Origin of the sequence: Rhodococcus sp. BP-349 (genome assembly GCF_019835845.1) — a bacterium.
Classification (GTDB): Bacteria; Actinomycetota; Actinomycetes; order Mycobacteriales; family Mycobacteriaceae; genus Rhodococcoides.
This window is the reverse complement of the sequence record NZ_JABUDR010000001.1, coordinates 952,606-976,115: the sequence shown is the minus strand read 5'-3', so window position 1 is coordinate 976,115 and position 23,510 is coordinate 952,606. Positions and strand designations below refer to the sequence as shown.

At 67.1% G+C, this 23,510-nt stretch carries 22 protein-coding genes; 11 read left to right on the top strand and 11 right to left on the bottom strand.

Annotation, left to right across the window (positions count from 1 at the left end; translation table 11 throughout):
• Positions 1–2: 2 nt before the first annotated feature.
• Together HQ325_RS04600 and HQ325_RS04595 are read right to left on the bottom strand one after the other, a co-directional pair.
• Positions 3–575 (bottom strand): hypothetical protein, encoded by a 573-nt coding sequence (locus HQ325_RS04600; protein WP_222626910.1) that lies wholly within the window; start codon positions 573–575, stop codon positions 3–5.
• Positions 572–1,060, bottom strand: a complete 489-nt coding sequence (locus tag HQ325_RS04595) for a hypothetical protein (RefSeq protein WP_222626909.1) — start codon at positions 1,058–1,060, stop codon at positions 572–574. The genes HQ325_RS04600 and HQ325_RS04595 overlap by 4 nt, the downstream gene beginning before the upstream one ends.
• 251 nt (positions 1,061–1,311) lie before the next feature.
• Here HQ325_RS04595 and HQ325_RS04590 point away from each other — a divergent pair, with 251 nt between their 5' ends.
• The 5 genes from HQ325_RS04590 to HQ325_RS04570 are packed head-to-tail and all read left to right on the top strand — an operon-like array spanning position 1,312 to position 7,499.
• Positions 1,312–2,403, top strand: a complete 1,092-nt coding sequence (locus HQ325_RS04590) for an alpha/beta hydrolase (RefSeq protein WP_261777948.1) — start codon at positions 1,312–1,314, stop codon at positions 2,401–2,403.
• The gene (locus HQ325_RS04585; RefSeq protein ID WP_222626907.1) at positions 2,400–3,644 is read left to right on the top strand and encodes an oxygenase MpaB family protein; all 1,245 of its coding nucleotides are present in this window, start codon (positions 2,400–2,402) and stop codon (positions 3,642–3,644) included. The genes HQ325_RS04590 and HQ325_RS04585 overlap by 4 nt, the downstream gene beginning before the upstream one ends.
• A complete protein-coding gene (gene hmgA, locus HQ325_RS04580; protein WP_222626906.1) occupies positions 3,641–4,954 on the top strand; it encodes a homogentisate 1,2-dioxygenase in 1,314 nt (437 codons plus the stop codon). Before HQ325_RS04585 ends, hmgA begins: the two co-directional genes overlap by 4 nt.
• On the top strand, positions 4,951–6,432 hold the full coding sequence (locus HQ325_RS04575) for an aldehyde dehydrogenase family protein (RefSeq protein WP_222626905.1): 1,482 nt from the start codon (positions 4,951–4,953) through the stop codon (positions 6,430–6,432). Before hmgA ends, HQ325_RS04575 begins: the two co-directional genes overlap by 4 nt.
• Positions 6,429–7,499: a lipocalin-like domain-containing protein gene (locus HQ325_RS04570; RefSeq protein ID WP_222626904.1), complete on the top strand. Its 1,071-nt coding sequence runs from the start codon at positions 6,429–6,431 to the stop codon at positions 7,497–7,499. The genes HQ325_RS04575 and HQ325_RS04570 overlap by 4 nt, the downstream gene beginning before the upstream one ends.
• A 76-nt stretch (positions 7,500–7,575) precedes the next feature.
• Here HQ325_RS04570 and HQ325_RS04565 read toward each other — a convergent pair whose 3' ends face one another.
• The gene (locus tag HQ325_RS04565; protein ID WP_222626903.1) at positions 7,576–9,021 is read right to left on the bottom strand and encodes an aldehyde dehydrogenase; all 1,446 of its coding nucleotides are present in this window, start codon (positions 9,019–9,021) and stop codon (positions 7,576–7,578) included.
• A gap of 234 nt (positions 9,022–9,255) precedes the next feature.
• Between HQ325_RS04565 and HQ325_RS04560 the strand changes: the two genes are divergently transcribed.
• The 4 genes from HQ325_RS04560 (at position 9,256) to HQ325_RS04545 (ending at position 14,837) form a co-directional block, all read left to right on the top strand.
• Positions 9,256–10,089 carry an IclR family transcriptional regulator gene (locus HQ325_RS04560; protein WP_222626902.1) on the top strand — a complete coding sequence of 278 codons (834 nt, stop codon included), beginning with the start codon at positions 9,256–9,258 and terminating at the stop codon, positions 10,087–10,089.
• A gap of 143 nt (positions 10,090–10,232) precedes the next feature.
• A complete protein-coding gene (locus tag HQ325_RS04555; RefSeq protein WP_222626901.1) occupies positions 10,233–11,780 on the top strand; it encodes an AMP-binding protein in 1,548 nt (515 codons plus the stop codon).
• Between the two features lie 4 nt (positions 11,781–11,784).
• Complete coding sequence (locus HQ325_RS04550) at positions 11,785–14,064, top strand: CoA transferase (RefSeq protein ID WP_222626900.1); 2,280 nt, start codon at positions 11,785–11,787, stop codon at positions 14,062–14,064.
• Complete coding sequence (locus tag HQ325_RS04545) at positions 14,061–14,837, top strand: enoyl-CoA hydratase/isomerase family protein (protein WP_222626899.1); 777 nt, start codon at positions 14,061–14,063, stop codon at positions 14,835–14,837. The genes HQ325_RS04550 and HQ325_RS04545 overlap by 4 nt, the downstream gene beginning before the upstream one ends.
• A gap of 3 nt (positions 14,838–14,840) precedes the next feature.
• Here the strand turns inward: HQ325_RS04545 and HQ325_RS04540 are convergent, their stop codons facing one another.
• From HQ325_RS04540 to HQ325_RS04510, 7 genes are read right to left on the bottom strand one after another with little or no spacing between them, the layout of a single operon-like run.
• Positions 14,841–16,166, bottom strand: a complete 1,326-nt coding sequence (locus tag HQ325_RS04540) for a M20 family metallopeptidase (protein ID WP_222626898.1) — start codon at positions 16,164–16,166, stop codon at positions 14,841–14,843.
• Complete coding sequence (locus HQ325_RS04535; RefSeq protein ID WP_261777666.1) at positions 16,163–17,149, bottom strand: alcohol dehydrogenase catalytic domain-containing protein; 987 nt, start codon at positions 17,147–17,149, stop codon at positions 16,163–16,165. Before HQ325_RS04535 ends, HQ325_RS04540 begins: the two co-directional genes overlap by 4 nt.
• Positions 17,146–18,021: an alpha/beta fold hydrolase gene (locus HQ325_RS04530; protein ID WP_222626897.1), complete on the bottom strand. Its 876-nt coding sequence runs from the start codon at positions 18,019–18,021 to the stop codon at positions 17,146–17,148. The genes HQ325_RS04535 and HQ325_RS04530 overlap by 4 nt, the downstream gene beginning before the upstream one ends.
• Before the next feature lie 30 nt (positions 18,022–18,051).
• The gene (locus HQ325_RS04525) at positions 18,052–18,195 is read right to left on the bottom strand and encodes a hypothetical protein (protein WP_222626896.1); all 144 of its coding nucleotides are present in this window, start codon (positions 18,193–18,195) and stop codon (positions 18,052–18,054) included.
• A 22-nt stretch (positions 18,196–18,217) separates the two neighbouring features.
• Positions 18,218–19,114, bottom strand: a complete 897-nt coding sequence (locus tag HQ325_RS04520; protein ID WP_222626895.1) for an alpha/beta fold hydrolase — start codon at positions 19,112–19,114, stop codon at positions 18,218–18,220.
• The gene (locus tag HQ325_RS04515) at positions 19,111–20,055 is read right to left on the bottom strand and encodes a catechol 1,2-dioxygenase (protein ID WP_308014344.1); all 945 of its coding nucleotides are present in this window, start codon (positions 20,053–20,055) and stop codon (positions 19,111–19,113) included. Before HQ325_RS04515 ends, HQ325_RS04520 begins: the two co-directional genes overlap by 4 nt.
• Positions 20,056–20,105: 50 nt before the next feature.
• Positions 20,106–21,311, bottom strand: a complete 1,206-nt coding sequence (locus HQ325_RS04510; RefSeq protein WP_222626894.1) for a Rieske 2Fe-2S domain-containing protein — start codon at positions 21,309–21,311, stop codon at positions 20,106–20,108.
• Between the two features lie 241 nt (positions 21,312–21,552).
• On the opposite strand from HQ325_RS04510, the gene HQ325_RS04505 reads away from it, so the two are divergent.
• On the top strand, positions 21,553–22,548 hold the full coding sequence (locus tag HQ325_RS04505; RefSeq protein WP_222626893.1) for an NAD(P)/FAD-dependent oxidoreductase: 996 nt from the start codon (positions 21,553–21,555) through the stop codon (positions 22,546–22,548).
• 34 nt (positions 22,549–22,582) lie between these two features.
• Positions 22,583–22,918 (top strand): ferredoxin family protein, encoded by a 336-nt coding sequence (locus tag HQ325_RS04500; RefSeq protein WP_222626892.1) that lies wholly within the window; start codon positions 22,583–22,585, stop codon positions 22,916–22,918.
• 7 nt (positions 22,919–22,925) lie between these two features.
• Here HQ325_RS04500 and HQ325_RS04495 read toward each other — a convergent pair whose 3' ends face one another.
• Positions 22,926–23,498, bottom strand: coding sequence for a TetR/AcrR family transcriptional regulator (locus HQ325_RS04495; RefSeq protein WP_222626891.1), 573 nt, complete (start codon positions 23,496–23,498; stop codon positions 22,926–22,928).
• Positions 23,499–23,510: the final 12 nt, after the last annotated feature.

Sequence of the window (23,510 nt, the reverse complement as noted above, 5' to 3'; positions counted from 1 at the left end):
ACCTACCGCACAGGATCCAGCGCGGAGACGAGCCATCGGCCGTCCACCTGCGCCATCTCCACGCGGAGGCTGGTCGAGGTGGCACGCGGATCGGGAGTGTCTGCCGCCGTGACGGTCTGGTTGACGAACAGCAGCGCGACGGCCTCGGCGTCGTCCATCGAGACGAGCGCGGCACCGGACACGACCGCGCTCGAGGTGAGCCCGCGCTCGATCGCTCCCGGAACGACGGACTGCTCGGCGAAACCGGAATAGTAGGTGAGGAAATCGCCGGTGAGGCGTGCCTTCGCGCTGTCGACGTCGGACTGCACGCTGTCGGCTCGGTAGGACAGGACGGCGACGGTCCCCTCCGTCGCCGCCCGGACGACGTCCGACTCGACGGCATCGGATACCGCCCGATCCGGGACCGTCAGCGCGATCGCGACCGGGACAGCAACCAGCGCAATGACTCCGACGACGATCGAGATCTGCGCACCCCTCCGGCGCAGGCCTCGTCGTCGATCGGTCGCCGCGCCGCCGGCGACCGCATCCTCAGGTTCTGTGTCGGCGTCCAGAGTGGCCGCCACGTCGTCGCTCACGGCACGAACTGCACGTCGGACAACGCGACGCGGTCACCGTCGCGTGCAACCGAGACGCGCAGGCGCCAGACACGCGGCTCGTCCGTGGCTCCCGAGGCATTGGTGACCGTCGATGTCGCAGCCACGAGCACCTGCGCGTCGGAATCGGTCATCGACTCGATTCCCGCCTCGCTCACCGCTCCGGTGGCAGTGACGTCTGCATCCCGGACGACGGACACGAAATCCGCAGCGCGCTCGGAGAACTCGTCGCGGAAGCGACCGGTGGACGACGACGTCACCCGCTCGACGTCCGCATCGACCGTGTCTGCGGAGATGGTCGTGAGGTCGAGAACGCCCTGCCGTGCGACCTGCAGGTACTGCTGCTCGAGCGTGGCGCGCTCCCGAACCTCCTGAGATTGCGTCCACGTCGTGGCCGAGACAGTGACCGAGGTGGCCACCGCGGCGACAGCGAGTACACCGACGATCACCCGCGTTCGTGTGCGCACAGCCGCTCCTGTCCCGGGCCACCTCCAGCGCGGCCCTCAGGGTCGACCGTACTACAGAGTACGGCTGTTGATTCCGAAACAGCGGAACAGATTTCGTTGCTCGAAACGGTTCCTCCATACCCGGTAGTACGGTACGTTCGCTCCACACGAACGACCGGATTTCACCGATCGAAAGCAGGGGGCAGGTGCGGGAGACAGTCGACGAGTTCCAGCGAATACCGTACGAACCGGCGCGGGACGGGCGCGTGGAGATGCATTCCGGACTCTCCCGGCACTACCCGACGTTGCATGCAAATCTGGTGTCGCCCATCGGCAGGCCCGATCGACGCGTCGGCATCCTGATGGCGCACCCGTCGAGCGACTTCCTGTCGCACTTCCTGCTCCGCGGATTCGCGGCCGCCGGCATCCCCACGATGGGTCTCAACACCCGCTACTCCTCCAACGAGCCGGCACTGATCATGGAACGCGCGGCTCTGGACGTGGGCGCCGGTGTGCGGTGGATGAAGGACGAGCTCGGGTTCGAGAAGGTCGTTCTCCTCGGATTCAGCGGCGGCGGTTCGCTGTCCGCGTTCTACCAGTCGCAGGCCGAGACTCCGACGATCACGACGACTCCCGCCGGTGACCCGGTCGATCTCGCGTCGGCGGAGCTCGTTCCTGCGGATGCCCTCATGCTCGTCGGAGCGCACTCCGGACGCGCTCGCGTCTTGCGTCACTGGATCGACGGAGCAGTCGTGGACGAGTCCGACCCGTCCTCGGTCGCGCCCGACCTCGACCTCTACGCACCTGGACGTACGACGCCACTCGACCGCACGTGGGTCGAGGAGTACCGGGCGGCGCAGCTCTCCCGCATGCGCAGGATCGACACGTGGGCGTGGAGAGAACTGGAGGATCTCACTCGGGGCGGGGCGTCGGACCGAGCCTTCGTCGTCCATCGCACCGTGGCAGATCCGCGCTTCGTCGACATGACGCTGGATCCGAGTGATCGGCTGCCGGGCAGCATGTACGGGAATCCGGTCGCGGCCAATTCCGCCGCCGGCGGACTCGCGCGCTTCGTCTCGGTCCGCAGCTGGCTCAGCACCTGGAGCCTGGACCACACGAACGCGGATGCCGTGCGCAACCTGACCGCCGTGACGGTTCCCACTCTCGTCATGCCTCTGCTCGGCGACCAAGCCGCCTTCGCCGACGATGCGCGCGCGATGGCCGCAGCTCGCAGTGACGCGACAGTGGTCGAGATGCCCCACCTGAATCACTACCTGGTCGATCAACCCGACGGAGTCGACCGAGTCACCACCGCAGCGCTGGCATGGCTGACGGACGCCCTGTCGGAGAGGACATCGAGATGACCAGCGCCACGCGCACTCCTACCGCGTTCACCTACTGGGAGAACCGGCAGAGTCCCCGCATCCAACGCGCCGAAGCACTGTTCGAGCGAGTGTTCCGATCGTCGCCTTTTCCCAGCGATGACGTCGCGCGGGAGTTCTGCGAGAGTCTGTTCCTCGGCGACACAGTGGCCGAGAACTTCGTCGACGAGGTGTACGCGGCAGACCCGACCGGAACACGCGCCATCCTCGACCGTGCACTCGCGCACGGGATCGATTCTCTTCGCGACGTTCCCGAGAGCATGCGCGTCCTGTTCGACGAGTTCGAGACCGAACCGGACTGGCTCGACGCCGATCTGGTGGAACGCGGGGCCGCGGTGTGGCGACGGTGGGGCACGATGCTGTTCACCGTCGCCGGCGGCATCACCCTCGAGATGTACACCGAAGCGGCCGTCGCCACACCGCTGTCACTGGCAGGCGGGTACGCCGGCGACAACGCGATGCGCCGATTCCTCGAGACCTGCAAATTCTGGATCGACACCTCCGAGCCGGGTGCCCTGTCCCGCATCGGGTCCGAAGGCCGAGCCACCGCGATGAAGGTCCGCGTCATGCACGTCGCCGTACGTCGCAAGGTCGATGGACACCCGGAGTGGGATCGCGAGAAGTGGGGCTACCCCATCAGCCAGGGGTACCAGATGCTGACTCTCCTCGGCGGCAGCACCGTCCCTGCCCTGGCTCTGCGGCTGGTGGGTCTGCAGACCACCGCCGACGAGATCCGGGCGTTGCTCCATTTCCAGAAGTACATGGGCCACCTGCTGGGTGTCGACGTGTCGAACTTCCCCACCACCATCGCCGACTCACTCCGCATGACGGCGATGGTGTCGGCCGCCCGCAGTTACGACGCCGGACCACACGGCAAAGAACTAATCGAGTCCTTTCCCGCCGGCTTCGCACCGCGCCCCGAGCAGCAGGGCCTCGCGCGCCTTCGCGCGCGGTACACCTACGGCATTCACGGCGCCTACACCGCTCTCTTCATGAGTCCGGTGACACGGTCGGACTACACGATGCCTCGGGCGTTCCCGTGGATCCTGATCATCCTCCTGCGCTTCCCTCTCCTGACAGCGATCGAGCTCTCCCGACGGTTCCTACCCGGAGTGGCGCCCGTCGTCGAGAAGGTCGCTGTGGCACAACGACTCCGGTGGTACCGGGACCAGATGGACGGCCGCGAGGCCGAATTCGACGCGAACGGAGCACTGCGACGATGACCGAGTATCTATCCGGCTTCGGCAACCAACACCAGTCCGAAGCACTCGACGGTGCACTCCCCCGAGGTCAGAACTCGCCGCAGCGAGCGCCCCACGGCCTCTACGCGGAGCAACTGTCCGCGACGGCGTTCACCGAGCCGCGAGAGGTCAACCGACGCACCTGGACGTACCGGATCCGCCCCAGTGCAGCGCACCGGCGGTATCACCCCATCGACCACCCGACGCTCCGATCCGCACCGCTGCGTGACGGAGTTCTCGACGTGAACCGGCTTCGGTGGAACCCGGTGGCCCGACCCTTCGAGACGGCCGACTTTCTCGACGGCCTCACGACCATCGCTGCCAACGGTGATGCGCTGCAGCGTGACGGCATCGCGATCCACCTGTACCACGCGACGACATCGATGACCGACCGCTACGTCGCGGACCTCGATGGAGAGTTGCTGATCGTTCCCCAGTCCGGCCGTCTACGGATACACACCGAGGTCGGAATCGTCGACGTCGCTCCCGGCGAGATCGCCGTCGTCGGACGGGCCATCACGTTCCGAGTCGTGCTGCTCGACGACGATGCCGCGGGCTACGTGTGCGAGAACTACGGGTCCTACTTCACCCTCCCCGAACTCGGACCCATCGGCGCGAACGGTCTCGCCCACGCACGGGACTTCCACTACACCGTCGCAGCATTCGAGGACGACGACCGACCCGTCGAGAAGATCCAGAAGTTCGGCGGCCGACTCTTCTCGACAGAGCTTGACCACTCGCCTCTCGACGTGGTGGCCTGGCACGGCAATCACGGTGTGTACAAGTACGACACTGCCGACTTCAACGTCATGGGGACACTCGGGTGGGACCACCCCGACCCGTCGATCTTCACGCTTCTGACGTCGCCCTCCGAACGGCCGGGACAGGCGAATGTGGATCTCGCCATCTTCCCGCCGCGCTGGAACGTCGCCGAGCACACGTTCCGGCCCCCGCACTTCCATCGCAACGTCATGACCGAGTTCATGGGACTGGTCCGGGGGCAACACGATTCCAAGGCGGAAGGCTTCCTGCCCGGGGGTGCAAGTCTGCACAACATGTGGGGTGCGCACGGACCGGACCAGGAGACCTTCGACCTCGCCACCGCGGCCGACCTGGCACCACAGAAGCTCGAAGGATCGTTGCCGTTCATGTTCGAGACGCGGCTCCCCCTGCTCGTCACCCCACTCGCCCACGACGCACCGCATCGCCAGCCGGACTACGACTCCTCGTGGGCCGGACTGCAGCGCCACTTCACGCCATCCCTCACCCACAGCAACCCGGAGCAGCCATGACCGCGAGCACCACCATCCGTCCGCCCGTCGCCCTGCCCGATCCGCTGTTGCGTATCGGCGGCGCAGCGCAGGCTGCCACGGATGGACAGACCTACGACAGCATCGACCCGACCACGGGTTCTCTTGTCGCCTCCGTCGCTGCAGGGGCCGATGCCGACGTCGACCGGGCCGTCCACGCGGCACGCGCGCAGTTCGACGGTGACTGGTCTCGTGTCAGCGGACCGGAACGATCAAGGCTTCTCCTCGCGATCGCAGACCTCATCGACCGCGACTGCGAGACTCTAGCCGCACTCGAAGCGGTCGAGATGGGCAAGTTGTTCCGCGACTCCGTGAACGGCGACATCCCGGCCGCTGCCGCGGTGTTCCGGCACTTCGCTGGGTGGGCGGACAAGATCTCCGGAACCACCGTCATGCTGCCGGACTTCGGGCCGCAACGCCGGTTCGGCTACACCGTCCGGCAGCCTCTCGGTGTCGTCGCCGCGATCACACCATGGAACAACCCGCTGATGATCGCCGCGTGGAAGCTGGCACCAGCCCTCGCCGCAGGGAACACGGTGGTGATCAAGCCCGCGGAGGACGCGTCTCTGTCCACCCTGCACCTCGCGGATCTGTGTGCCGAAGCCGGTCTACCGCCCGGTGTGCTCAACGTGGTCACCGGGCTGGGCGTGACCGCCGGTGCCGCCCTGGCGGGTCATCCCGGCGTGGACAAGGTGTCGTTCACCGGCAGTCCCCGTGTCGGCCGACTGATCCAGTCGCTCGCCGGCACCACCTTCCGCAAGATCGTCCTCGAACTGGGCGGTAAGGCACCGCAACTGATCTTCGACGACGCCGACCTCGACGCCGCGATGCCGTGGATCGCGATGGGCAACTTCTATCACCAGGGGCAGGTCTGTGCGGCAGGCACCCGCGTCCTCGCGCACGAGTCCGTGGTCGATCGCGTCGTCGAGGGGCTGGTGGCGGCGGCCGACGCCGCGGTGATCGGAGACCCGTTCGACGACGCCAGCACGATGGGCACCATCGTCAACGAACGGCAGCTCGACCGCATCATGGGATACATCGATTCCGGCGTCACCGAGGGGGCACAGCTGGTCACCGGAGGGCGACGGTTGGACGGCCCGGGACAGTTCGTGCAGCCCACCGTCTTCCGCGGACACAACGACCTGACTATCGCCAGGGAGGAGATCTTCGGCCCCGTCGCCACCGTCATCAGCTTCTCGTCCACCGAGGAGGCCGTCGCCATCGCCAACGACACCCAGTACGGCCTGAACGCGATGGTGTACTCGCAGAACATCTCCCGCGTGCACTCCGTCGTGGAGCAACTCCGCGTGGGCACCGTGTGGGTGAACGGGTGGGGCGTGCCTGACCCGGGCCTGCCGTGGGGCGGACGAGGCGCGAGCGGAGTCGGCCGCGAACTCGGCCGTACCGGCCTCGACGGAGACACCGAAGAGAAGACCGTCCACATCGGATTCTCCGCATGAGCGCGCCGGAGATCGTCGAGACCTGGAACGGCCCCGGCCGACGTGACGCTCGGCTGACCGCCGTCCACCCGCGCCACAACGCGGCCCATCCTGTGCCGGGTAGCCGATCGGGCTTCGAGCACTGGTACTTCGACGCACATCTCGACGACGGTCACACCATCATCGGGTTCCTCAACCTGCGTCGGCCCGAAGAGCCTGCACTGGTGGCGAAACCGAGCGTGGAGATCCTGATCTACGCACCCGACGGCTCACGCCGACAGATTTTCGTCCGCCACTCCAAGAAGGACGCCACCGCATCGATCGCCGCCTGCGACGTCGTCGTGGGGCCTAATCACGCGTGGGCAGAGTTCCCTGAGGACGGGCTCCCCATCCATCACCTCTACCTGTCGGAGGAGGACGTCACTTTCGATCTCCGCTTCCACAACGAACTTCCGAGCTGGATGCCCGGCGAGGGAGAGACGTTGTTCGGAGGCACCGACGTCTTCGGCTGGGTCGTCGCCGCGCCGCGAGCACGCGTCGAGGGATCCATCACCATCGACGGCCGAACCACGGCCGTCACCGGGCGCGGCTACGCGGACCACAACTGGGGCGCGGGCGACATGAAGCGCGTCATCGACCGCTGGCACTGGGGCCGACTGTACGACGACGACTACTCGCTGCTCTACGCCCTGGTCAAGACGCAGGCCAGGCTCGGCGCCCACGAGAGTCGACCACTCATGTTGGCGTACAGGGGAGAGATCATCCTCAGCTCCGGCGAAGCGGACGTCACCGAGGGACCGATGGTGTTCAACGAGATCGCGAACCGGTCGTACCCCGCGTGGCTCCGCATCGAGGTACCGGGACAGGTGTCCCTCCTGCTGACCGTCCGGAACGTCGTGCACGCCCACGACCTGCTGGACGACGTTCCCGTCGCCGGCCATCGCATGTTCCGACCGTTGCTCTACAGCCTCGTCGGTCACCCCGGGTACTTCCGCTTCGACTCGACGTTCGAACTGACCGTCGTACGCGACGGGGTGACCGAGACCCGGACGGGGCGGACGCTGCACGAGCTCGTCGCCCTGAACTGACGGACCGCACTCCCGTCGGGGGATGCGCAGAGTCGACCGAACGGTCGTCCCGTGGTCGACTCTGCGCGTCGACCGGCTACGCGAGGTTGATGAAGGTCGTCTTGGTCTCGGTGTAGGCGTCGATCGAGTGCGAGCCGAATTCCCGTCCCCAGCCGCTCATCCCGAAACCGCCCCACGGCGAGGCCGGATCGATGAGTGGCAGCTGGTTGACGAACACCGTTCCGAATCGCAGCCGGGGCGGAAGCGCGAGAGCCGAGTGGAGCGCCTTCGTCCACACGACTGCGGCGAGTCCGTACTCGGTGTCGTTGGCGCGGGCCACGACCTCGTCCTCGTCGTCGTACGGCATGACGGCGAGGACCGGCCCGAAGATCTCGTCACGTGCGATCACCATGTCGTCACGCACACCGGCGAACACCGTGGGAGCGTAGAAGAATCCGTTGGCAAGTTCCCCGTCGACGCGGCGTCCTCCCGTCACCAGTTCGGCCCCCTGCGACAGGCCGGACTCGACGTAGGAGTGGACGCGGTCGAGGTGTTCCTGCGAGACCAAGGGCCCGACGATGGTCGACGGATCAGATCCCGGACCGATCGGCAGCGAGTCGGCCGCTGCGGCGATCTTCGCGGTGAATTCCTCTGCGCGTGAACGATGTACGAAGAACCGGGTGTAGGCCCCGCACGCCTGGCCGGTGTTGAACAGTGCGCCCTGGAGATTTCCGGTCACCGCGGCGTCGATGTCGGCGTCGGCCGTGATGATGCTGGGCGCTTTGCCGCCGAGCTCCAGAGACACCCTCTTCAGGTTTCCCGCCGAGGCACGCACGATGTGCTGGCCGACCTCGGTCGAACCGGTGAACGACACCTTGTCCACGCCGGGATGCGCCACCAGGGCCTTGCCGACCTCGGGCCCACCGGTCAGCAGGTTGACCACGCCGGCGGGAACTCCCGCTTCGCGGCACAGCTCCACCAGTCGCACAGTCGACAGCGGGGTCTGCTCAGCAGGTTTCAGAACGACCGCGTTGCCGGTGGCCAGGGCAGGCGCCAACTTCCACGCAGCGATGGCCAGCGGGAAGTTCCAGGGTGTGATCAACGCACAGACCCCCACCGGTACCCGGTTCTGGAAGCTCAGATTCCCGGGAATCGACACGGGCGACACGGTGCCCTCGATCTTGGTCGCGTATCCGGCGTAGTACCGGAACACCTGCGCGGTCAGCGGCAGGTTGACGCCGACACTCATGAAGGTCGGTTGCCCCTGATCGGCAGTTTCCAGCGCAGCGATCTCCTCGGCGTCACGGTCGAGCAGGTCGGCGATCCGCCACAGCAGTCGGCCGCGCGCATCCGGCGTCATCCCCTGCCAGGCGTCGGATTCGAAGCCGGTACGCGCCGCAGCCACCGCTGCGTCGACGTCGGCGCCCGTGGCCTCCGCAAACCGACCGATCACCTGATTCGTCGACGGATCCACGGTCTCGCCGGTGCGACCGCTGGACGCATCGACCCACTCGTTCGCGATGAGCAACTGTGTGTTGTGCATGATTTTTCCTCAACATCTCGTTCGACGAGCGCCGGATCGGGCTTCGGCTGGCCACTGTCCCAGCCCGTGGTCGTCGGGACCGACGGACGTATCGGTCAGCGAACCGAGGATCGAGACTCTCCGCCGTGAACAGTATGTTCCGGTCGCGTTTCCGGGCTGGACTTTCTTATCCATCTGGATAATGATGGGTGTGACAGGGAGCACACTCCCACCGAGCACGCACTGGAGGCAACCATGTCCGAGTCGGCACACCCCTTCGACTCGGACGACGAGTCGTCGCTCACCCCACCCAATTCCGTTCTGGGCAAGGCATTCTCCATCCTGTCGGCCTTCGACGGCGAGAGCGAGTCCCTGCGCCTGGTCGACCTGTGTCAGCGGAGCGGTGTGCCCAAGCCGTCCGTGTATCGGCTCGCCCAGGAGCTGGTGGACCTGGGCCTGCTCGAGCGCGTCGGGTACGAGTACCGCATCGGGTTCAGCGTGTTCGCCCTGAGCCAACGTGCCGGGAGCACCTCGCTGCTGCGACGCGTCGGACGCCCGGTCCTCGTGGACCTCGTCGCCTCGACCCGCGGCACCGCCCACCTCGCCATCCTGAAGGGCACGCACACGTGCTACCTGGAGAAGCTCGGCGGTACCCGCAGTGTGCACTCGCTGTCCCGAGTGGGCGGCAGGCTTCCCCTCACGTGCACGGCATCGGGAAAACTCCTGCTCGCCATGGCACCCGACGCCGACCGGCTTCTGGCCCTGCTGGTCGACAGCGACCTCCCGCGCCTCACGGCTCAGAGCACTCGTGACCTGCACGCGGTCCGCCGCGAGTTGGCCACGATCCGGGCACGACGCCTGGCCACGGAACGCGAGGAGGCCCTGACGGGGTACAAGAGCTTCGCCGTACCCATCTACGACTCCGGCGACACTGCCATCGCGGCGCTGTCGCTCACGGTCCCCGTGGATCACGCCGGCGACGCTGCCATGGTCAGCGCACTCCGAGGGGCTTCGCACGCGATCACACAGCACCACACCCGCGCGGTGATGAGCATGCCGACCGCTCTCAGCGCCCTGCGTCCGGCCTAGTCACGTATCGCTCAACGGACCAGGTTCGTGCCCCGGCGGTCGATCGACTGTGAAGCTGGCGACGCATCGCCACCAGGGCGGTGACACCGGAGTCCGTGAGTGAGGTCGACCATGTCCATCGCCGCACGAGAGACACGGCCGGCATGAACCCTCCCAGCTCCTGGGCCGACGCCGTCGAGCGTCGAGCGCATGCCGACGCGGACGGTGAGGTGATCCGCCGAGTCGGCGGGCCTGCGACGAGCGCCGGCCTGCTGCTGGAGAACGCCGTCGACATGGCGAGCTCGCTCGCGACGCTGATCGGCGCCGGTGATGTCGTCGCGACGGCCTGCCCGTCGGGACCGACCGCCGCGACGCTCACGACGGCGATCTCCTGGCTCGGAGCGATCGAGCTACCGATACCGACCACACTCGATCCACGCGTCGCGGCTCGACTGATGACCGCGGCGGGGTGTGTGCTCGTCGTTGCATCACCGGATCGGCTGATCGTCGAACCGCACTCGGTCGACCTCTCCGAGGCGGCAGGGATCCCCGTCGTCACGGTCGCCGGACACCGGGACGGGTTCGCCGCCCTGTCGGACCGGACCGGACCTCGCCCCGCGCGGCGCCGGACGTCCAGAGACGATCCCGCCGCGATCATGGTGACCTCCGGCACGACCGGGCGACCCAAGGGCGCACTGCTGTGCAACGGCGTCGGTCTCGGCCAGTCCGCACGCGTACGACGAGCCATGCAGTACGACTCCAGCGACGTGCTCCTCAATGTCTTCCCGTGGCAACACGTCAACGCCCGCCACGCCGCCTTCCTCCCTGCGGTCGAATCCGGAGCTCGGCTCGTCGTGGACGACTTCTCCGCTCGTCGGTTCTGGCGCACGGCGCGCGACGAAAGCGTCACCGCGTTCAACTTCATGGGTGCGGTCTGCGCGATTCTGCTGCGCGGCAACGAGAGCGAGGACGATCGCGCCCACAGCATCTCCCGCGCCTACGGTGGGCCGGCACCGGAATGGATGTGTCACCGGGTGACACGACGTTTCGGTGTCCAACTGCGTCAGGCGTACGCATCGACCGAGCTCGGCGATGTCGCAACCACTGGCAGGCTCGTGAAACCGGGTGCGGCCGGGCAGATCGTGGCCGACTATCGGGTGCGCGTGACGGGCGAGGACGGCAGCGTCCTCGGGGACGGTCTCACGGGTTCGCTGGAGGTACTTCCCCGCAGGAGTGATGCGACGTTCACCGAGTACGTGGGCGACCCGGAGTCGACTCGACGCGCGTGGCGCGACGGCTGGTTCGTCACCGGGGATCGTGGGCGGCTGGTGGACGGGTGGCTCCACTACGAGGGACGGTGCGCCGACACCATCCGTCGGCGGGGACTGACCATCGATGCCGAACACGTCGAGCGGGTCGCGTCCGTTCACCCCGATGTCGCGCATGCCGCTGCCGTGGGGGTCCCGTCCGAGCTGACCGAGGACGAGGTCCTGTTGGCAGTGGTCCCGCATGTCGGTCGAACCATCCGCCCGGGCGAGTTGCTGCGTCACTGCGCGCGCGAGCTTCCTCGGCACGCCGTTCCCCGTTACATCACCGTCGAGAAGCATTTGCCCACCTCGGCCGGCACGAAGCTCGATCGCCGCGCTCTCCGCGACCGGGGTCTGCCGGCCGCAGCGTGGGATGCCGAAGACCCACACCATGATCAGGAGTAGTCACTTGTCCGTCGAACCTCTTCGCGTGCTGGACCTGACCGATCGGCTCGGATTCACTGCCGCACGCATCTTCGTCGGCCTCGGTGCCGATGTGGTCCGCGTACCCCGATCGGGCGAGCCCGACTCGGCGGTCGACGCCGCACACTGGCATGCCGGCAAGAGAATCCTCCGATCGACCACGGCCGAACTGTCGGACGACGCCGTGAGCGCCCTGATCGCCGCGGCCGATGTCGTGCTCGAGTCCGGCCCGGTGTCGACGCTGCGAACACTCGCGCTGCGGAACTCACGGCCGACGCTCTGGAGCGCGGTGGTGCACACGGTCATCACACCGTTCGGACTGTCCGGACCACGACGTGAGTGGCTCGGGGACGACACCGTCATCACCGCGGCCGGCGGCATGGCATGGCTGTGTGGTGATGCGGGCCAGGCTCCCGAGGCGCCACCCCGCGAGCAGGGCACCCAACTCGCCGGTACGCACGGCGCCATCGGCGCCCTCCTTGCCCTGATCACCCGGAGGCGCACGGGGACAGGCCAGCTCGTCGAGATCTCAGCCCAGGAAGCCGTCGCCGCGACCCTGGAGATCGGCGCCGTCTCGTGGATTCACGGCCGGACGATCCCTGCACGCACTTCCGGCATCTACGGCCATGTCGCTCACCGGGTGTTCCGCGCCCGGGACGGATTTCTCGGTGGCGGATACTCCGGATCACCCCGCATGTGGGACGACTTCCTCACCTGGATGATCGACGAGGGCGAGGCCGAGGATCTCGCCGACGAACGCTGGCAGGACAACGATGTCCGGTGGCGCGAGCGAGCGCACGTGGATGCCGTGGTCGCACGGTTCACCGGTCGCCGCTCGGCCCGCTTGTTCGCCGAAGAGGCGCGACGCCGGGCTCTGCCGTGGGCCGAAGTGTCGAGTGCCGAGGCCCTGTCGAGCAACCCACAACTGCTGGACCGGAAGTTCTTCGTCGACACCGGAGCGAACGGCAGTATCCGGGATGTGGGATTCGGCTGGGAATCGCCGGCCCTCCCGCGCCCGATACGTCTGGCCCCACCGCTCGACGTCTCGACCGACGACGCATGGGCGACGGGATTCCCTCGACCCGCCGGCGCGGGACCCGGACACCATCGGGCGGAAGAGACGTCGCCCGGCCCCGCCGGCGCGCTGGACGGTGTTCGCGTACTGGACCTCACGTGGGTGTTGGCCGGGCCCTATGTCACCAAGATCTTCGCCGAACACGGTGCGGACGTCCTCAAGGTGGAGTCGTTCCACCGGAAGGATCCGACCCGTTTCGCACCGGGGATGCGACTGCGCCCGGGCGCCGACTTCGACGAGAGCGGGTACTTTCTCAACTTCAACCGCAACAAGAGAAGCATCGCTCTGAATCTGAAGACCGAGGGCGGGCAGGCTCTCCTGCGACGACTCGCTGCGGACGTCGACATCGTCGTCGAGAACTTCAGTCCGGGTGTTCTCGCACGGTGGGGTCTCGATTTCGCCCGACTGCGCGAACTCAATCCGCGCGTCGTGTTGGTGTCGATGGCAGGTGTGGGCCAGACGGGACCATGGCGCGACGCAGTCACCTTCGCCGACACCCTCGCCGCGATGTCGGGGCTGACAGCGGAGACCGCCCGGCCGGACCGCGACCCACAGGGTCTCACCTTCGGACTGGGCGACATGGTCGCGGCGAACGCGGCCGTGATCGGTGCGCTCGAGCTTCTGCACCGCGGGGAGGGGGGACATGTGGACCTGTCTCAGCTCGAGGCGATGGCATCCCACCTGGGTACTGCCGCGGTGGAGAGCCAGATGCCGACGGAACCGTCGGACGACCTGCCGGCCCGTGTTCTCCGCTGCCTCGGCGACGATCGGTGGATCGCGATCGGTGCGAGTGCACCCGACGCTCTGCGCAGGGTGGTCTCCGACCTCGGGTTCGAGACCGACCGCGATCCGATGGAGTCACTGACGCAGGCGGCCGCGCAGAGGGACGCCGACTCGCTCGCGGAACTCCTGCAGGGCCGGGGAATCGCCGCCTACGCGGTGCGCGACGGGCGCGACCTCGTGGAGACGGACGCGCAACTGCGGGAGCGCCACTTCTACGTCGATCTCGAGCACCCGCTCGCCGGCCCGGTCGCTCACGAAGGACTCGTGGCCCACCTCTCCGACACGCCGGGGAGCCTGCGTACCGCTGCTCCCCTGCTGGGCCAGCACACGGACGACATTCTCCGCGAGCGACTGGGACTGACTCCGCGGGAGCTCGCCGAACTGCACACCGAAGGAGTACTCACATGAGCACTGAACCCACCGGCCACCGTTACGAGCGGGACGGGGACATCGTCACCGTGGTCATCGACCACGGCCCGATCAACATCGTCGACCCGAACCTCATCGAGTCGCTGATCGCGCACCTGCCGTCGGTACTGGACGATCCGACGGTGCGGTGCGTCGTGCTCCGTGGAAAGGACCGGATATTCGTCGGCGGAGCGAACCTCCGCGTCATGCATCGACTCGATGCCGACACCTACCGCGAGATGCGGAGGTGGGTGGTGGTTCAGCGTCTGCTCGAACTCGCACCGAAACCGGTCATCGCCGCATTGAACGGACACGCGTTGGGCGGAGGAGCGGAACTGTCGTTGGCGTGCGATCTTCGAATCCTGCACGCGGACGCGCTGTTCGGCTTCCCCGAGACCGACCTGGGGATCTTCCCCGGTGCGGGCGGTTCGCAGCGGCTGCCCCGGCTGGTCGGCCCCCACCGCGCCAAGCGATTCATCGTCGACGCGACCAGGTTCACCTCGGAGCAGGCGCTCAGGGAGGGTCTGGTCGATCTCGTCGCCGGCGACGACTTCGAGGAGGTCGTCGTACGAGAGGCGCGTCGGCTGGCCCAGCGCCCCACGGCCACGATCGGTCTGGTCAAGTCGGCGATCGACCGCGGCTGGGACCTCCCGATCGACGAGGCCATGTCGGTCGAGGAGCAGCACGTTCTGGCCAACCTCGACCTGGACGACGCGGCGGAAGGCATCGGCGCGTTCCTCGACAAGCGCACGGCGCGGTTCGAGGGACGCTGAGTGTCACGTGGGTCTGTGGTCGCCCGCGGTGGGAAGAAGGAAGACGGTGCGGATCAGGATCTCGGCCAGGCGTCTCATGTCGCCGAGGGCGACGAGATTCATCCCCCGAGTGAAGTCGATGTCCGAACCATCGGGTGTCGCAGTTACTTTCGGCATACCGACGCGGGCCGTGGGCACGCCCCGCATCCGGAGGATGTTCGCGTCGGTTGCTCCACTGTTGTCCACGACGATCTCGTGAGGTGCACCGGACACGGTCTCGAATGCCTCGACAGCCGCCCGGATCACCGGTGAATCGGGTCGGGTGTGCGTCGCGGGAACGGCAGCCACCTGCCGTGCCGACACCGCCACCCCGAGCTGGTCACTCACACCGGCCAGCATGGCGCGTACTTCCCGCAGCACCGTGGCCGGAGTCTGCTGGGTGGTCAGCCGAAGATCGAGCCGGAGCGTCACTGCCGCGGGAGTCGACGCCGCTAACCGTTCGAGCCCGCCGCTGATCGACGAGACGATTCCCTGCGGCGTCATCGTCGCGTGCCGATGGCGCACCGCGTAGTCCTCGAGCCAGTCCTCGAGGGCGACGGCCACACGGCCGGCCGAGGCGACCGCGTTGCTGTACGGGATCCGGTGGCGGCTGCCCACGTAGGTGTGCAGACCCTGCACGGTCACGTCGATCCACACCAACCCGACCTCTTCGTGCAGAACGGTCCACCCGGGCTTGGCTATGACGGCGAAGTCGGTGGCGTGACCGCGCTCGAGCATGAACCCTGCGCCGACCCCGTGACCGGTGTTCGTGCGGTCCGGCGCACCGACCCCCGAGACCGCGAAGCTCGGCATACCGCCGGCCCCGAAGCCTCCCAGGACATCTCCGGGCGGGGTGATGCCGGCCGCGTGCAGTGCATGCAGCACGGCCAGCACCACAGCGCCGTGGCCCTTGGGGTTACCGGCTCCGAGGCCCTCGACGATGTCGCCCGAGACCACGGACCGCGGCGCGAGATCCGACCGCCACCGCACAGCGGCGCCGGGAATGTCGAGTGCGGGATCACCGGTGGTGAACGTGTCGATCGGGGCATAGAGGAGAAGGGACGGTCCGTCACCACCACGGATGGTGGCGACGGCATTCGCCTGGCTGGCGTCGAGACGTTGGACCTCGGCCTCCACCCCCGCCGCCGCCAGATCCGACGCGATCCACTCGGCCAACGGCCCCTCCCCGCCCGTGGGGCTGGCGATGTCCACCATCGCTCGCACGGCGGTGAGCAGACGCTCTCGAGTGACCTGTGCGAGAACACGCTCGACGATCTCCTCGGTGGCGGTCCCCCTGCTCCCTGTCGTCACCGGGGAACGACCACCGCTCGTCCACGGACCTTTCCCGCACCGAGCTTGTCGAGAGCGATCCCGGTCTCGTCCAACGAGAAGGTCTCGTGGTCGAGCGTCAGTTCTCCTGCGGCCAGCAGGGCGGCGAGCTCGGGGACCGCGGCACGCGCCGACTCCTCACGCCGGATCATGTTGACCGGCAGCAGCGCAACATCGTCGAGCAGCCAGTTCGACAGCCCGATCGAGACGTCGTTGCCGGCAACGTATCCGATCGACACCGCGCGGCCACCGGGACGAACCCACCGCGATCTGACGACGAGATCCGATCCGCCCAGGGTGTCCACCAGCAGGGTGGCCGGGCGCTGCTCGGCAAGTTCGGCGAATCGCTCGTCGTCGTCGGCGACCACGGCGGTGGCACCGTCCGCGACCCGCGACGCCTGCTCGTGGTCGGCCACCAGGGCAGTCACGGTCGCTCCGTGTCGCAGGGCCAGCTGGGTGACCATCGAGCCGACAGCCCCGGCGGCACCGGCCACGATGACGTGTTCCTCGGAAGCGCTGCCGACATCGGGCAACCAGGATCCCAGTCGGCCGACGTCGACGAGTGCGGTGTGCGCGGTCGTCGTCGGGACCCAGAACGTCGCAGCGACCTCGGGTGACAGACCGTGGGGCACCTCGACCAACGCCTTGTCCTTGACGACCACGTACTCGGCCCAGGTCCCGTTCTTGAAGAGTCCGAGTCCGCCGCCGCGCAGGACGACCTTGGTGCCGGGTGGGAAGGCGGCCGACTCGACGACGACGCCGCTCCCCTCCACGCCTCCGGTGTAGGGCAGGGTCGGCTTGATGCCGAACTCACCACTGGCGACGGTGACGTCGAGGTGCGCGACCGAGGCCGCCTCCACCTGGACGAGGGCCTCCCCCGGGCCGGGAACCGGCACGTCGACGTCCTCCACGACCGGCGCCTGTCCCCAGGCGTGGACCCGGGCCGCTCGCATCGTTCCACTCATGCGATCGGATGCTTCTCGAGGAACGCCAGACTGGCCGCGTTGTACTCGTCCGCGTGCTCCCGCTGCGGCCAGTGGCCACAGTTGTCGAACAACAGAAGTTCGGATCCGGCGATGTTCTGGTGCATCGCGGTCGCTTCCGGAATATCCCCGAACGGGTTGTTGCGACCCCACACGACCAGGGTGGGAACGGTGATCTGTGCGAGGTCCTCGGGTGTGAGGATGTTCCGCAACCGGGTCTCGAGATTCTGCAAGGACAACAGGTTGTCGATGCCGGCGACGAAGTCGGGCTGGTGGTAGATGGTGTGGCGGACCGAGACCAGTTCCTCGGTCGCGTTCGCCGGATCGTGCATGAGCAGCTGCATACGGCGCCGGGTGAGCTCGACGTCGTCAGTCTCGACGGCCTTGCGGGTACTGGTGCGAATGCGTTCCATGACCTCCGGGTTCGCGACCGTCCCGCCGGCGGCGATCATCTGCAACGAGGCGACGCGGTCGGGGTTGTCGATCGCAGTCCGACCGCCGACCCACCCACCGAGCGATTCTCCGCCGATGTGCGCCTTGTCGATTCCGACCGCGTCGAAGTACGCCAGAAGGTGATCCCGGTAGCGCGGAATCTCGTAGGGGTGGTCCGGCTTCCCGGTGTAGCCGTGGCCGAGCATGTCGATCGCGTGGACGGTGTAGCGCTCCGCGTGTGGCTTGATGTTACGAGCGAACGCTTCCAGGTGGCCACTGGTGCCATGAAGGAACACGACGTGCTCGGCACCGTTGCCGGCCCTGAGCGATCGAGTGGGGACACCACCCGCGTTCACGGTGCCGACGCTGAAGTCCAGCCCCGCGAGCTCTGTCCAGATCGTCTGTGCAAGTTCTTGTGTCATGATCGTTGCTCCTACCGAGAGGTGTGCGTACTACTGATTGATGCGATGCACTTGGGTGTTGACGTGGGCCAACGGATTGGGGACGACGCGCTGGTGGGTGGCGACTCGGTCGCTCAGCCGACGCAGCGCGCCCACCGCCAGAGCGGCGGCGAGAGGGATGTACACGAACTTCACAACGGTGTCCTCTTCTTGTCGGTCAGGTGTGCCGGCTGGCGGTGAAGAAGCCTGCGACCACCGCGTGATACGCAGCGGGGCGCTCCTCCTGCAGGTGGTGCGAGACGTTGTCCATCACGTGGAGGTTGCCGCGCTTGATCATGCGCGCCAACATCATCGGGTAGTCGGGCGTGAGAAATGCGTCCTCACGCCCCCAGATGAACAGGGTGGGCGCCTCGATCAGGCCCAGTTGCCGGGTCAGGTCCTGCCAGTCGCCGCGCGGGCTGTCCGACATCGCGGCGAGCGCTGTCTCCTCGGGATCGAGGCTCTGCCGGTAGCGCATGTCCAGGGTCTCCTCGGGGAGACGATCGGCGTCACACCATTCCAGACGGGTGATCAGTGTCCGCATCTTCTCCCGGGTGGGCCCCTCGCCGCCGTAGTAGACGTCACGAGCCGTTCGTCCCCGATGACCGCGCTCGGGAAGCGGGGCCAGTGGACCGTAGAACACCGGCATGCTTCCCGTGATCACAAGCGAGCGAACACGTTCGGGATAGAGCGCCGCCAGATTCAGTGCGATCGTTCCGCCCCAGGAGTTGCAGACGAAGTCGGCCTGCTCGATGCCGAGTGCGTCCATCAGCGCGACGGTCTTGGCCGCATGGAAGTCCCACATCGGACCGGTGATCAGACATTTCTCCGATTGCCCGTACTGCAGGATGTCGACCAGGATGCAGCGCCGATCCGCCTCGAAATACGGTGCGACAGGACCGAAGTCACTCCATGCGGTGCATCCGGGGCCGCCACCGTGCAGAAAGAGGGTGTCCTGCCCGGTACCGATGTCGTAGTAGTGGTAGGTGGCACCGTCCGCGTCGACGAAGTGGCTTTCCGGGGGTGCCGAAGCGGCGGGCGATGTCCCTGCCGCGACCGGCGATACGACAGTCATGACGTCATCTCTTCTCGCGAGGAATCCGGTTCGATCAGGGCCACGCCCATTCCGGTGAGCCACTCCGGCATCGGTGAGTACGCGAGGGCCTTCCCCGGCGCGAAACCGAGTGCGGCGGCCATGAGCAACCAGGTCCGCAGCTCCTGCCCGCCGTTACCCGCGTTCTCCGCGATCCGTTCCGACGTCCACTGCGTGTACTGCTCCAACGCACCGAGTTCGAGATCGCGGAGAAACTGCTCGTCGAACTCGGGAAAGATGGTCGGCTGGGCGCCGACGATGATCTCTCGGCGGCGCTTGTCGTATCGCTCCCACTCGCCGCGCCCGTTCAACCAAGCCTCGACGAGGAACTCCTCGTCCTCACCGTCCGGGGCCGTCCAGTCGCTCGGCCACGGTAACTGGTGGGACAACCCACCCGAGGCAATGACCACGACGCGTCGATCACCGATGGCGGCGACTGCCTCGGGGATGTTGTGGCCGAGCTCGGCGACTCGGGGAAGCGTCGGCAGAGGTGCCGCGAAGACGTTCACCACGAGCGGTACGACCGGTACGTCGATCCCGTCGAGCAGGTACTGGATCGCGTGCGATTGCCCGTGGTCGATCTGCAGGCGCGCAGAGATCGCCACTTCGGTACCGGCGTCGACGAGGCGCTGAGCGAGAGCGCGGGCGAACTCGGGATCCGTCTTCTGCGGGCCCTTCGGTGTTCCGCCGTCACCGGCGGCGACGACCTCGCCGACGCCGAGGGTGAACGACGGGATGAGGTCCAGCCAGAAGCCGCGGAAGTGGTTGGACCCCACCAGGACGACGACGTCCGGGCGTGCTTCGACGATGCGCTCGCGAGCCACCGTGAGGCCGGCTCGGAACGCCTCGGCTCGCTCGGTGTGCACCACCTGGTCCCAATGGGTGTTCATCAGTGTCGAGTGGGATGCCCCGACGCCCAGCACGATGGACAAGGGTGCTCCTTTCGGTCGAGATTCGGATGGGTGAGGTGCGGTCAGGCCGGCCCGGAGACCTCGATGCCCTGGTCGGCCAGAGCGTCGATACGGTCCTCGGTGGTGTCCTCGGCGAGCTTGCGCCACTGCAGAAGTGAGTCGTCCGGGCGGTACAGCTTCTCCGGCGGTGCGTCGGTCACCTCGACCATCCACTTGTCCTGGCCGGAGAACTGCCCGTGGAACAACCATCGGACGGCGCCCAGATACTTGAAGTAGAAGGGGATCGTCCGCCACCCCTTCTTGAAGTCCGCGAGAACTCCGACGTAGAGGTGGTTGTCCTCGTCGACCGGCACGTAGAACTCGTAGTGGATGAAGGTCGGATAGGCGATCCGCAGGACGCCCGGCATGCTGACCGATGCGAAGCCCGGGAACTCCTGTGCCGCGATCACCTCGTTCACCTCACGGTGTGAGCCGGTGTTACCGATGTTGGTGGTCGTCTTCGGAGGCTTGGTCTTGTACCAGGCCTGGCTGCTCCACTTCCCCAGCCCGGGGAAGTCCGCATCCCAGAACTGTTCGAGCTGAACGCGATAGATCCACCGTCCACGCTTGACGATCTTGGTGGTGTTCCACACCGGCATCGACTTGAAGACACGCCACAGCGCAGTTCTGTGCAGATACTTGGCGTGACCCTCGTCGTATCCGTTCTCACAGGCGAAGCGCCAGTTGCCCTCGCGCGCTTGGATGCGCGCTCCGATCACGGCGGCGTTGCCGACCAGCTCCTCGGGCAACTGCTCGTCGATCGGGTGCGGTTCCTCGCCGTCTCCGACGAACACCCACACCATCCCCAGACGCTCCTCGACGTGGTACGTCGGCTGGGTGACCTTGCCGCAGATCGGCGACTTCGGGCCGTCCGTGATCGCAGCCTTGAGATCGCCTGACTCGAGATCGAACGTCCACCCGTGGTAGACGCAGGAGATCGTTCCCGGGAACTGCTTGTTCCCGTAGCTCAGGGGCACACCGCGATGAGGGCACCGGTTGGCCATGCCGCGGACCACCCCGCCGTCGCGGATGACGAAGAGGTCCTCACCGAGCAGCATGACGCGAAGGGGGCGCTCACCGACCTTCGACGAGAACGCGACCGGGTACCAGTACCCTCGGAAGCCGGCACCGGCCGCCTGGTAGAGGGGCCAACTCGACCAGTCCTGGCGGCCCGGGAGGTTGCCCTCCTTCTTCTTCCGCGCCGGCGTCGCCTCTCGCGTCTCACTCATATGTGTTCTCCAGGTGCAGTTCGAGTCGTGTCGGGCGGAGCGACCGCCGTGGACAGAGCGCTCCGAGTGGCCACAGGACACCACCCGCCGACCGGCCCCACAATCGAAGCGGTTCACCTACCGAGATCTCGAGGCGACCCGGCCACTGCGCCGGCCGGGTTCCGCTCAGCGATCCCGTGCTGCGCTGTCTCTGCCGGTCACACCTACCGTCCAGCGAGACAACCAGAACCAAGGAGAACCGATGACCTCTCAGCCACCGGTCGTCACCACCGATGTCGCCATCGTCGGGGCCGGCCCGACCGGCCTCTACGGCGCGTACTACGCCGGCTTTCGCGGCCTGGACACTGTGGTGATCGACGCCCTTCCCCAAGCGGGGGGCCAGGTGATGGCGCTGTACCCGGAGAAGCAGATTCGCGACGTCGCTGCGCTGCCCTCGATACGGGGCCGGGATTTCGTCGCCAACCTCGTGCAGCAGGCCGACGCTTTCGAACCGACCTACATGCTCGGCCGTCAGACCGTCGACCTGAGCCACGAGGACGGTACACCGGTGTTGACTCTCGACGACGGCACCGTGATCCGCGCCGGCGCCGTGGTGCTGACAGCAGGCATCGGCACGCCGACGCCGCGTGCCATCGAGACGGGCACGGAATGGCTGGGTTCGGGACTCTCCTACTTCGTCGTCGATCCCACCGTCCACACGGATCAGGACGTGGTGATCGTCGGAGGCGGTGACTCGGCGCTCGACTGGGCGGACGCTCTCTCGTCGATCGCCAGGTCGGTGACCCTGGTCCACCGCCGGGCCACGTTCCGGGGCCATGCCGCGACGCTCGACCGTGTGCGTTCGGGGAAGGTCGCCATTCACACCGACACGGAGGTGATCGGTCTCGTCGGCGACAGGCACGCCGGCGTGCTCACCGAGGTGACCCTGCGCGCCAAGAGCGGCGCCGAGACCGTCGTCGCTGCGGACCACGTGATCGCCGCGCTGGGTTTCATCAGCAATCTCGGCCCCATCAAGGAGTGGAACCTCGAACTTCGTGGTCGTTCGATCGCGGTGGACCGATCGGGACGGACGAACCTTCCCCGTGTCTACGCCGCCGGCGACGTCACCGACTACGACGGCAAGGTCAAGCTCATGTCGGTCGGATTCGGAGAGGTCGCCACCGCGATGAACCATGTCGCGGTGGATCTCGATCCCGATCTCGTTCTGTTTCCGGGTCATTCGACCGACGGCGCCTGAGCTTCACACCCACCATCACCAGGAGGAACCGACCATGTCCTATGTCATCGGCATCAACTGCATCGACCAGCTGGACCGGTCGTGCATCGAAGTCTGCCCCGTGGACTGCATCTACATCGGGGACCGGCGGAGCTACATCAATCCCAACGAGTGCATCGATTGCGGTGCCTGCGAGGTGGAATGTCCCGTGGACGCCGTCTTCGTCGACCGCAAAGCGCGCAAGGATCCCGAGCTCGCCGAGTTCCTGGCGGATTCGATCGCATTCTTCGCCGAGCCGCTGCCCGGACGCGAGGAGCCCATCGGAGATCCGGGCGGATCCCAGAAGATCGGCCCGCTGGGCGTGGACACGGACTTCACGGCCGGTCACTGACCGATCGTCACCTCACCATCCGCCGAAGCACCTCTCGCAACTGTTCCAGTAACTGCGACGTGCGGTCGTCGTCGGCGAAGATCATGTGCTGCAGCACGATTCCATCCAGAGCCGAGAACACCAGGCCGGACACCGATCCGTCCGGATCGGGGACACCCGCAGTGTGCAGTGTGCCGCCGACCTGGGCCGTGTACCGCCGATACAGTCCGCGCACGTTCTCGATCGGCAGATTCCCACGCACCGCCTGGGTGGTCTCGTCGTACTGCAGCAGCTGGCGCCTCCTGGACCCGTTCAAGGTCTCGACCAGACCGGCGGCGAACTCGTCTATCGAGTTCGCCGCCAGTCCCGCTTGGTCGGAATCCTGGGTCGCCGCCCGCCGGAACGCTTCGACCAGCAACTGCTCACGGGTACCGAAATGGTGTCGGACCAATCCGTGCGCCATTCCGACACGGGCCGCCACAGCGCGGTAGGTGACCGCCTGCAGACCCGTCTCGCCGGCGATGTCGATGGCAGCGTCGAGCAGTCGATCGCGGGTGGACTGATCGGTGTCACTGTCCGTGGAACCGTCGGCGGCGCTCATGGACACAGCCAA